The sequence below is a fragment of the Lentimicrobium sp. L6 genome, from assembly GCF_013166655.1.
Lineage (GTDB): Bacteria > Bacteroidota > Bacteroidia > Bacteroidales > UBA12170 > UBA12170.
Genome location: NZ_JABKCA010000107.1, coordinates 1 through 11,328, shown reverse-complemented (window position 1 = coordinate 11,328; position 11,328 = coordinate 1). Strand labels below are relative to the sequence as shown.

11 protein-coding genes are annotated in these 11,328 nt (G+C 34.5%); 1 reads left to right on the top strand and 10 read right to left on the bottom strand.

The features are described 5' to 3' along the window. Positions 1-739 precede the first annotated feature (739 nt). Positions 740-2,182: a DUF3360 family protein gene (locus tag HNS38_RS18690; protein ID WP_172280302.1), complete on the bottom strand. Its 1,443-nt coding sequence runs from the start codon at positions 2,180-2,182 to the stop codon at positions 740-742. 138 nt (positions 2,183-2,320) lie between these two features. Beyond that, the gene (locus HNS38_RS18685; protein ID WP_172280300.1) at positions 2,321-3,100 is read right to left on the bottom strand and encodes a LytTR family DNA-binding domain-containing protein; all 780 of its coding nucleotides are present in this window, start codon (positions 3,098-3,100) and stop codon (positions 2,321-2,323) included. Between the two features lie 150 nt (positions 3,101-3,250). Between HNS38_RS18685 and HNS38_RS18680 the strand changes: the two genes are divergently transcribed. Then, positions 3,251-3,628 carry a MotA/TolQ/ExbB proton channel family protein gene (locus tag HNS38_RS18680; RefSeq protein WP_172346886.1) on the top strand — a complete coding sequence of 126 codons (378 nt, stop codon included), beginning with the start codon at positions 3,251-3,253 and terminating at the stop codon, positions 3,626-3,628. Positions 3,629-3,646: 18 nt separating this feature from the next. Here the strand turns inward: HNS38_RS18680 and HNS38_RS18675 are convergent, their stop codons facing one another. From HNS38_RS18675 to HNS38_RS18640, 8 genes are all read right to left on the bottom strand, one after another. Continuing rightward, complete coding sequence (locus HNS38_RS18675; protein WP_172346885.1) at positions 3,647-3,931, bottom strand: hypothetical protein; 285 nt, start codon at positions 3,929-3,931, stop codon at positions 3,647-3,649. 79 nt (positions 3,932-4,010) lie between these two features. Further along, positions 4,011-4,523, bottom strand: a complete 513-nt coding sequence (locus HNS38_RS18670; protein WP_172346884.1) for a GyrI-like domain-containing protein — start codon at positions 4,521-4,523, stop codon at positions 4,011-4,013. An 87-nt stretch (positions 4,524-4,610) separates the two neighbouring features. Continuing rightward, complete coding sequence (locus HNS38_RS18665; RefSeq protein WP_172346883.1) at positions 4,611-5,663, bottom strand: WG repeat-containing protein; 1,053 nt, start codon at positions 5,661-5,663, stop codon at positions 4,611-4,613. A 36-nt stretch (positions 5,664-5,699) separates the two neighbouring features. Then, positions 5,700-6,749, bottom strand: a complete 1,050-nt coding sequence (locus HNS38_RS18660; RefSeq protein ID WP_172346882.1) for a WG repeat-containing protein — start codon at positions 6,747-6,749, stop codon at positions 5,700-5,702. A gap of 67 nt (positions 6,750-6,816) precedes the next feature. Beyond that, positions 6,817-7,530: a YafY family protein gene (locus HNS38_RS18655; RefSeq protein WP_172280286.1), complete on the bottom strand. Its 714-nt coding sequence runs from the start codon at positions 7,528-7,530 to the stop codon at positions 6,817-6,819. Positions 7,531-7,633: 103 nt separating this feature from the next. Beyond that, positions 7,634-8,611, bottom strand: coding sequence for an NAD(P)-dependent alcohol dehydrogenase (locus HNS38_RS18650; RefSeq protein ID WP_172346881.1), 978 nt, complete (start codon positions 8,609-8,611; stop codon positions 7,634-7,636). Between the two features lie 184 nt (positions 8,612-8,795). After that, a complete protein-coding gene (locus HNS38_RS18645; protein WP_172346880.1) occupies positions 8,796-10,562 on the bottom strand; it encodes a tetratricopeptide repeat protein in 1,767 nt (588 codons plus the stop codon). Positions 10,563-10,971: 409 nt separating this feature from the next. Then, positions 10,972-11,274: a sensor histidine kinase gene (locus tag HNS38_RS18640; protein ID WP_371823822.1), complete on the bottom strand. Its 303-nt coding sequence runs from the start codon at positions 11,272-11,274 to the stop codon at positions 10,972-10,974. Positions 11,275-11,328: the final 54 nt, after the last annotated feature.

Sequence of the window (11,328 nt, the reverse complement as noted above, 5' to 3'; positions counted from 1 at the left end):
TAGATTTTATCTTTCTTGTTCGTAAATCACAAATACTATCTGCTAATGTAGGTTCTTTGCGTATTTTCATATCATAAGAACACAACTTATTTATCTGATATACAATTATATATAATGATAATTTTTGTTAATTACCATGCAACGGTCTTGATATAATCTTAAAGTGCACTCCATTAGTAGTTTTTTTATTATTCTAATAATAGTTCTTACAATTCTAAATATCTTATTAAAAGAGTACTTACCAAGAGTAGATAGTGAACAAATAAACATTCTTCAGATAATTGCAACATTAATCATTTCGTTTTATTTAGCTTACAAGATTGGATTGGGAAAAGCAAAAGTGATTTTAGCAGAGGAAGGAATCTATCATATTTAGAAACGAAGATTTATTTTTGATTCAGAAAAAAACATTAAAATACCTTGAGATATGGTTGAAAACTATATTTTTCAAGAAGATAAAACATTTGATAGTTTCATCATAAACTTGAATATAAAAAACGGTGCAAAATTAATAAATTGAATGTTTTTCCACTTTCTGATGATTTTTACCGCTTAACTAAAGAGTTTCCTATATTGGGAAATGAATATAAAAATAGTATTAGTTCCATTCAAGAAATAGATCAAATTAAGAAGGAAAGAGTTTCTATGAGAATAATATTTCAAATGGGTTTCTTTTTAATGTTTGTTGGACACTAATCAGATTTTATATCTTTATAAACAAACTTCTAAAATTATAATTTTAAAACATTCCTTTAATACCTGGGAGTTGTCCTACAAGAGCTAGAGAAACAACACAAACAATAAACATTACACCTGGAATTACTAATTTTTCTTTCCAGCTTAAATCTTTTGCTCTATCGCGGTCTCCTATAAGGCCAAGGTTATCAAGCAACATGGTCAATGCCCATCCGAATACTGGGTTTACAAAAGCACTGGCAAAAATACATGTTCCGGCACTTAAAGAATCTTGTTGTTTTCTAATCATTTGCATACCCGCTTCAAGTAATGGAAGAAAAACACCAACTATTAATGCAATTCTTAGGACTGGTTCCCACATGGCTAAATCCATAGGATATCCAAGCACAGCTGCAAGAATACAGAATATTCCAGTTAGCACAGCACCACCAGGAATAGGTCTTTTTGCAATCGCTGCAGGAATCATATAAGTACCCCATGAAGAAGCAATATTACCTCCACCAAGGAAAGTACCAACAGCTTGTCGAATAGAGGCAACAGTCATGGTATCATCAATATCCATTAAAACATCTTTGGCTTTTTTAGGATAGTTCATTTCTTGGAAAACACGGTGTCCTAAATAATCTGGAGACCACATAGCAACGGCTAAAATAGCGAAAGGAATTACTGCAATAAAATGACCAAAGTTAGGCCAGCCTAATTGCCAACCTGTATCTTCGCCCCACCACCACATCGGATTGAAATGAGGAAGACCAGGAGGAGTTGTAAATTCAAAATGTGCTCCCAAACCAAAGGCTATAATTCCTGCTAGAGCAGAACACAAAGGAATGGCCAACCAACGTTTGCCAATACGAGCTAAATAGGCATAAATTAGTATAGTGACGCCTATTACAGCAAAAGAAATAAATGAAACATCCCCAGCTTCAGACCAAGCATTTAATTTCCCAATCTGACCTATTAACCCCACTGCGCCTAGGTAAATTAAAAGACCCGCTCGAACGCCAACACCTGTGAGTGTCATAAGTTTGGAGCCTCCTTTGGTAATACTTAATGTCAATCCAAAAACCCCAATCAATAAGCCAAGAGCGAGCGGATGGCCTCCAGCAGCAGCAATAATAGGAATTAATGGAATCATGGGTCCGTGAGTACCAGCAAGGTTGGCATTTGGGTTTAAGATGGCTGAAAATAGAATAACAAAAATACCTCCAGCAATTAAAAGTTCGTATCGAACATTTTCTGCTACAAATTCTGGTGATAAACCAAATTGTGAAGCAAAAGCAGCAACCATAGCGGTAACCATAACTACCTTACCAATTGTTGCAGCAAGAGCTGGGACAAAATCTTCCAGTTCAATTCTGAAATCTCTAAATGGTAGATTGATACGCCATTTTCGAAACTTCATAACTTCTAGCTCATGCTCTAAATATTCTTTTCTAGTGGAAAAGTCTTTGGAATCTCTCCGTTTTTCTTTGTAAGTCTTACTCATACCCCTATTTCAAACCTATTTTTAAATGTTATTAGTATCACAAAGCGTGCAAAAATAAGAAATTAGAAATATGAAACAAGACTTACTGTGCTCTGAAACAGCTACTTTAGATTTAGTAAAGGAAAGCTGTTGTAATGCTTATTTGGCCTTTGTTACAGCCTTCAATTCCTCTTTCACCAGCTTCTGATAGCTCCTGCCGATATTAAGGGATTGTTCTCCTACCATTACTTCATTATAGCTAAAGGATTTTACCTTGTCTTTATTGATAATAAAAGAGCGGTGAATTCGCAGAAAGCTTTCAGGGAGGCGAGCAGCCAAATTGCTGATTTTTTCCTTACTCACTATAGGACCTGTAAGCGTTTGAATTTGAATATAGTCTACCAAGCTTTCGATATAGAGGATGTCTTGATAGGGGATTTTGGTGTTTTTTCTATTAGAGATGATTTCAAGATGGGTGATTTTCTTTTTCTCCTTTTCCAATAATAGACTTTGTATTTTATCTTGGTTTTCTTTTATCTGACGAGCCATTAATATTATGGAACCAACAAACACCAGTAGGTATAAAATTACAGCCAATAGTATGGTGTCAGAAGCATTAGGACCTAAATTTTTAAAACTAAAATGGCCGAGATATATAAATGAAAACATCAAAACAATAATCTCCAAATAAAGAGAGACAATCACCGTATAAAAGGAATAGAGGCCAAACTTTAGAAATTTCTTTTTGAGGTAAAAACGAGGAACCAAAATATAGTTGAAGAAATAAGAGGTAGCCAAAACAATAGGCAATAGCATGCTGATAAAATAAAAAGCCGCCAAATTGCTTCCCCAAGATAATCCAAAGACTAAGCTAAGGATGAGAAGGACAAAAATCCAATAGGAAATATGGTAATATAAATTTGATGATTTAAGATTCATATTTTTATTAAATTTCGTCTAATTTCGTTAAATATTTAGGACTTGCAATGGAAAAAGGGCTTTTGACAGCTTTAGAACTGGATTCGACCTTGCTTGGAATTACCTATGTCCAGTACATTTGATGCTTATTAATCATTAAAAAGAAAAGAAATGAAAGATTTGTTTTTTATGGGAGGAGCCCTATTTATGAGTGTACTGAGTATCCTATTAATTGTGATGTTGGCCTGGATGATATATCATCTATCGAAATATTTAATTTCAAAAAGTAGCTCAAAAGAGATAGCACTAAGAAAAATGGAGCAAGGAAGATCCATCGGATTATTTGCCCTGATTTTTGGAATACTGGGACAGTTAATAGGATTATATGGTGCTTTTTCTAGCATGGCTGAAGTGACTAGTATTTCTCCGGACATTCTTTACGCAGGACTCAAGGTTTCAATGATTACCACATTATATGGAATTTTTATTTACCTCATCGCACTCATCTTGTGGTTTGTGGGTAGGCAGTTGATTGATAAGAGGGTATAAGACTTTGGTTTAGAACGTTTACTGACCACCAATTGAAGTTCCAAAAATACCAACAGCAAGTTCTGCCCAAACCAGAAACAGAAGAATCAAAATGGAGATATAAATAATAATTCGATATTTGGGTTCTTTCACTTTCCTGATGATAAGTTCAAACAATAAGCCAGTTCCTAGTAAAAGTACTCCAGCAACGATAAAATCACCTATGGACCAATTTACTTCTTCTGTAAACTGCATGGCTATTAATGGGATGAGCAAAATAGATACACAAATAAAAATAATTAGTTTTAGTCTTTTGTTTTTCATCATTGTAAATATACCAATATTCTTGAAATGATATAGTTTATCACAGAAGCTAAATAATAGAGCTGGTTGTTTGTGTAAATCAGCCAGCTCTATCTCTGTAGTCTTTTAAAGTGAGTTTATGATGATAGTATTCTTCCTTCACCCCAACATAAATACAAACTTCAGCATCTTCTGGGTTTTGTGCTTTAGCATCATAAATCTCAAAATCTGCCTGATAGGCTCTGTCTAAATCCATATTCCATATTTCTAACCATTTCTTGTATACTATGCCTTCCTGTAGATCTCCTTTGGCAGTGATTTTCTCATAATCCGAAGCTTGAATGTTTAGGGCGACCATCCCCTCAGGAATTGTTTCGGTATTTTGTACCTTACAACCCAAAATGGTAGTATAAGGTTTGGTATAATCACCCTCATATTCAGTATAGATAGAATAGATGGCATCGTCTATTTTATTAGGGATTTTTTGGAGGATGCCTTCGCTCATGAATTTATTCCATAAGGCTCCAATATCTGTTGCTGCTTGATGATTTTCATTGGTGGTACGAGTGGAAATGCCAATCACCATAAATGCTTCTAATTTTGTATGCTCCATCATTATATTTTTATTTGTGAGGCTGCAAATGTAAGCAGGTCTTATGACAAGGGTATGTCATACCATTGATAATTTAAAAAAAGAGTTTTATTTTTTGATGATAACAACATCACCAATTTGGTCATATTTTGGCTCTACAAACCAATCACCATTTTTATCAATAATACCCCATTTATCTTTTATTCTAACTCTAGCAAAGCCATTTTTAAATCTATGGGCCACTTCGTATTTGGGTTCTATGACCCAAGTACCTGTATTGTCGATAAATCCAACTTTACCATGCTCTCGATTAATAGCTAAGCCTTCATAAAAGCTAAAAAAATCAATAGTAACCCCTAATGTTTCAAATTCATTATTGGGGCCAATATAACCCCAACCTTGGCTTGTTTTTACTCTAGCAAGACCACTCACTTTATCATAATCTTCGCCCATGAGAAATACGGGTTCTAAAATCCATTCTCCTAGTTTATTAATATATCCTATTTTGCCATTTTGGTTTTTTGCCCATGCTATACCACCATTAAAATGACCTACTGAATAGTAAATAGGTTCTATAATCATCTGACCTAGCGTGTCGATAAAACCAAATGCACTTCCTATCTTTATGGCAGCTAGACCTTCGGAAAAGTGTCTGATTTCTCTTGTCTTTTTGAATTCAAGTTTAGTTTCTTCTCCTTTATTACTAACTATATAATAAGTTCTTCCTTTCATTCCAATGGCATGATTACCATTGAATTCACTTAATTTAGTATAGAGCCTAGAAACTGTTAATTTCCCTTCATAGTTTAGAGCTCCGAATTTATTATTTCTTTCTGTCCTGACCATTCCGCAGCTAAACCCTGATGTTTGCTCCGACCATCCATTAACAATGGGCTTTAATGGAACTTCTAATTCTATTGGCTCACCGTTTGTATTTATGATTTGGTATCCTCGTCTCACTCTGCTTAATATGATACCATAACCTTCTTTTGTGAAATCTAAACATTTAAAATAATCCTCTTCAATTTGAGTGTCACTATTAATTTTAAGATAGGAATGTCTTGATGAATAAGGTTTTTTGACGGTAACAATATATTCTTGGGCAGATATATTATTGAAAATAGTAAATAGGATTAAAAATAAGGTCAGTTTACTTTTCATGATAATTATCGGTATTTATTGCTGAGCGAAATAGTTTTATTCTTTAATGAGAATAGCATTGCCAATTTCTTTATAATTTGGTTCAACCAGCCATTCTCCTTTTTTATCAATAAGACCCCATTTCCCATTTACTTGTACTCTGGCAAAACCATTAGTAAATTTATGAGCCACAGCAAAATAAGGTTTGATTACCCATTCTCCAGTATGATCAATAAATCCAATTCTACCATTTTCTCTATTGATGGCTAAGCCTTCAGAAAAGTTAAAATAATCGTTTGTGACCCCTAAATTGGTAAATTGATTTGCAGTATCAATATAAGCCCAACCACGTGTTGATTTTACTCTAGCATATCCACTTTCTGGATCGTAATCATCACCAATAATAAAAATGGGTTCTACCAACCATTTTCCTGATTTGTCAATATATCCTACTCTTCCATCGAGATTTTTTGCCCAAGCAACGCCACCATTAAAATGGCCTGTTGATTTATACTTTGGTCTGATAACCACCTGTCCTAAAGTGTCAATATAACCATAAGCTCCTTTTATTTTAATAGGAGCTAAACCCTCCGAAAAATGCTTTGCAGCTCTGATTTTTGGAATATCAAGTTTGATTTCTTCCCCTTTATTATTCACAACAAAATAAACCCTGCCTTTTGTTCCAATGGCATGGTTTCCATTGAACTCAGTTAATTTGGTATATACTCCGGGAACACTTAGCTTTCCTTCATAATTAACAGCTCCATAATTCTCATTAATTTTGGTAATAACCATTCCATCAATAAATCCTGAGGCTATACTAGACCACTCATTAATAATTGGTTTTATGATGGCTTCAGAATTTATAATCTCCCCTTTTTTATCGTAAATTTGGTAGAAGCTACTGACAGTAATTTTTGCAATTGCTATTCCCTCTTCACCAAAATCGGTAGCATCGAAATAGGCTGTTTCAATTTGGCTTTCTCCATTGATGGTAAGGTAGCTGAACTTTTTTGAACCCTCCTTTTGAACTTTAACTATATATTCCTGTGCCGAAAGGCTATACATAATAAAGAAGCTTAAGAATAAGGATAATTTGATTTTCATACTTTTTAATGGTATTTATTGCAGGGCGAATATATTAAAATAGTGTATAACAACAAAACATAACCTATTAACCGTTTGAATCTGAAATTGATTTTTCACGACAAATCTCAAAATATTCTTGAAGTGTGATTTTCTGTGGCTCAAACTGCTCATGCAACACTTGTAATGCTTGAATCTGGTCCAATCGAAAAGCTCTAAAGTCATTTCTCAATCGGCAAAAGGCTATCAATAACCAATTGTCTTGTGTGCTATATAAAGCAAAAGGTTCCACACTTCGTTTGCTTTGCTTTTTTTCTAGCGAAAGGTAATCCAATTCTATGAGTTTTGAATCTGCAATGGCCGATTGAATGGTCATTAAGTATTCACTGGTTTTCAGGTTCTCTATATTTTGTCTAAAATAGATTCTTTGGGAGAGCAGCTCTACTTTTTCTTTTTGAGAATGCCTAAGAGTGGATTTAATCTTTGAAACGGCATTCTGGTATTGTGTAGTAAAGGAAAGGTCCTTATTCTTTAGAATCAGCTGCTCGGCCGTGATTAAAGCCTGAGCCTCGGCTTCGGTAAACGTCACTGGAGGTAAGTTGAATCCTTCCATTAAAGAATAACCTTTGCCTTCTTCTGTAATAATTGGGATTCCAGATTGCTCTAATGTTCTAATATCTCTATAAATAGTCCGGATACTAACCTGATAGCGCTCTGCTAATTCTCGTGCTGTCAATATTCTTTTCGATTGCAGCTGAGTGAGAATGGCGGTGAGTCTGGCTAGCCTTGGCTTTTCTTCCATAGGTTTTAATAGTCATTTCTTATGGAGTCAAATATATGAGATATTCTTTAACAAGTCGAATTTCGAGCTTATGATTCTTATGAAAAAAGAATGAACAAAATCATTACTCAATCACACGAATCACCACATTCCCCTTTTTATGACCAAGATCCACATAAGAATGTGCTTTTGAGATTTCTTCTAATGGATAAGTTCTATCAACCACAGGGATAATGATTTCCTCTTCCATTAAGCCTTTGAGTAATTCAAGGTCTTTTAGTCTTTCTTGTGATTTTCTTAAACCAGTTGCAGCAATTTTGGCTTTCTTTTTACCAAAGATGGAGGAGTAAATAACATTTGGTATAATTCCTAGTCCAATGCCTGCTTCTAGAAAAACTCCTTCGTTTGTGAGGGCTTTTTTAGCATCAGAGAAACTCAATTTCCCGACAGCATCGAAGATGATATTGTATTTCTTTCCACTTTTAGTGAAATTTACTTTGGTGTAATCGATCACCTCATCAGCTCCAATTGACTTTACTAAGTCGAGGTTAGAAGTGCTGCAAACTCCAGTTACTATTGCACCATAATACTTGGCCACTTGTATGGCTGCTGCACCTACACTTCCTGAAGCACCATTGATAAGTACGCTTTGTCCTTTTTTAATTTTTCCGGTGTCTCTTAGAAAGGGAAGAGCCGTTAAAAAGCCATCAACACTAGCTGCAGCCTCCTCAAAATTTAAATTCTCGGGCTTTTTCACCAATACACCATCCTCCAGAATGCATAGGTATTCGGCATTGGCTCCGAACTCTGGACCAGCGGTACCAAATACCAAATCACCAACCTTAAATTGACTCACCGCATTTCCTATTTCTATAATTTCACCAGAGAATTCTTCTCCCAATCGTTTTAGTTTAGGTTTTGAAAAACCAGTAAATAATCTGGTCATATAGGGTTTCCCTGTCCTGAAATTGCATTCTGTTGCTGTTACAGTAGTAGCGTGAATCTTTACTAAAACCTCATTTGCCTTGGGACTTGGTTTTTCTACTTCTATCATTTGAAGAACTTCAGGAGCTCCATATTTATTATATTCTATTGCTTTCATAGTCTGTATTATTTCTTGTTTTCTGTTGGCAAAAGTAGAGTAAGCATCTTAGTTGATTGTTCTAGATTATAATTCCGAACTTATTCATATATGATACGGTACTTGTTCATATATTGAAGTGGAATGAGTCTTTTAACCTTCCTATTTTCAGGAGTTTAGTCCTCAAAATGATATTGTCAATATTCTATTGATTGATAAATTGCTTGGGCGTTAAACCAGTCTCCTTCTTAAAATAGGTATTAAAAACAGTTTTTGAATTAAATCCGCTATCATAAGCCAATCCCATAATGGTGATATTGGAATTTTGAGGATTCTTAGCCAAAGACTTAAAAGTCTCTATTCGATAGTGATTGATATACTCATTGAAATTTTTCCCAAAGTTTTCGTTGAGTAACCAAGAGAGCTGATTGGGATGGATTTTAATCTGTTTAGCAAATGAACGAAGCGAAAGAGAGGAGTCTAAATAGGGTTGATGCTCTTTTATATAATCATTCACTAATTCTCGATATCGTTCAGATGTATCTGGGTCTAATAAAGCCCTTTTTGCTGAACCAGCTCTCGGGCTGTTTTCAACTTTGAAAATGATATTTTTATAAGCTAAATACCGAGGATCATCTTTATGAGCTACCAATAATGGATCTGCAAAACGGAGCAAGAGCAATGATGATTTGTTCTTGATGGCATCATCTATCCAATCAAATGCTTTATTGAGATTGCCTAAAACCACATATAACATAAAGAGGAAAGAATCAGCTGTAAAACCATTAATTCCTTTAGCCTGTTCCTCCAATAGATGTTGATATTCTTGAGTTTTACCCTCCTCATTTTTCAAAGCATAAGCCAATGCTATGGCTCCAGTTTTTTCACCAAGAACAATCACTTCTGAAGGAACTTGGTCATAATAGTTAATGACTTCATCATAAAGACCTAATTTGAGTAAGCAGAGTGCTTTTACTGAATAGGCTGGAATATTCTTGTCATTGGCTTTAATACATTTGTCAAGAAGAACTGCCGCTTTTTCAAAGTCCCCAATCATATAATGATAATAGGCATTGAAGAATTGAGTTTCTTCCGATAAGGGATTGAGAGCTTTAGCAATATCTAAATGCTTTTTTGATTTTGTTCTTTCTCCAGCAATAATATAAAGAAAAGACATGAACTGTTGAGCCTCGGCGTTATTGGGGTTTATCTTAATAGCTTTCTTCATTTCCTGCAGCGATTTATTATAATCACATTCTATAAAGAAAGCTTGATTGGCAAGCTGATAATGAACTCCTGACAGGTTTGGATTAAGATTTAAAGCTTGTTGAGTATATTGATGGGTTTTTTCCCAAGCTTCAGGAAAAGGCAGAAACCCTGTTGTTCCTAAAAAGCTATAGCAATCGGCAAGCCCAAGATGCGATTCGGAATGCTTAGGATCTAGTTCCAGAGCTTTTTTGTATAGTAAAATAGCCTTTTTTACATCTTCTGGATTCCATTTATTCCTTAAATAATTTGCCTTTAAGGAATACTCATAGGTTTTAATATTCTCCGTTTGCTTGTCGACCAAGTGTTCCTGTATTTCTAGATGGCCAAACTCCTCTCTTAATTTATCAGCTATAATTAAGCTAATTTCATCTTGTATTTCGAATATATTATCCAGTTTTCTATCCCAGGTTTCCGACCAAAAATGAAAATCCTCCTCGGCTTGTATCAGCTGAGCCGTTATTCTTACCGTATCATTTGACAGGCGAATACTTCCTTCTAAAATAGTAGATACACCAAGAGTCTTAGCGATGTCTTTTATATTGATGCTTTTGTTTTTAAAGAAGAAAGAAGAGGTGCGAGAAGTCACTTTTAGATTTGGAATTTTTGCCAAAGCATTAATTATTTCCTCAGTAATTCCATCACTAAAATACTCATTTTCCTTGCTACTACTCATATTTGCAAAAGGCAAAACGGCTATGGTCATATCTTTTTTATAGTATCGATTTAAAGTGATTTAATTATTTTATTCAAAGATAAACAATAACAAGAATGCTGGAGGAGCTAGATTCTTTAGTTATTGTTAATAATTGACCAAAGTATTTTATATTACTAACCTCCAAATCAATCTTCTGAGAACTTTAGGTCTAATGAGTTTAAGACCATTTTAGGTGTAGTGTTCCTGATTGACTACAAAGTAGAAATAATACCAATGACAAATCTAAATATACCTTAAATTAGTTTTGATAAAAGTGTAGCTTGATCATGTATCGACACTAACCCATGTAACTAGCAAAATACATTAAGGAGCATTTTGAGGTACACATGGTATAAGCTTAGGTTTCAACCTTGGGTTTTAAGCCAAATCTTTATAAATATTTTATTTTGATCGAAATTCACAATTTTATGGGTAATGTAAATGTGAATTCCGAACCAATTCCTGCTGTGCTTTTTACTGAAATACTGCCTTGGTGTGCTTCTACAATTTTTTTTACAATAGCAAGTCCCAGACCTGTAGATTTCTCATCGTCGGTGGGTTTTGAAGAGGTGGTTTTATATGCTTTAAAAACATTAGGGAGTTCATTCTCTGGAATACCTTGCCCCTCATCAATAACATGCGTTAGGATGGAATTGTCTTGAATTTGAACCTTCACCCAAATTCTTTTAGCTGAATAGGAATACTTTATGGCATTGCCAATTAACCTGAGTTCGGTTTTTAACTATCTGAAATTCAGTTGTTAATGGTGATATTT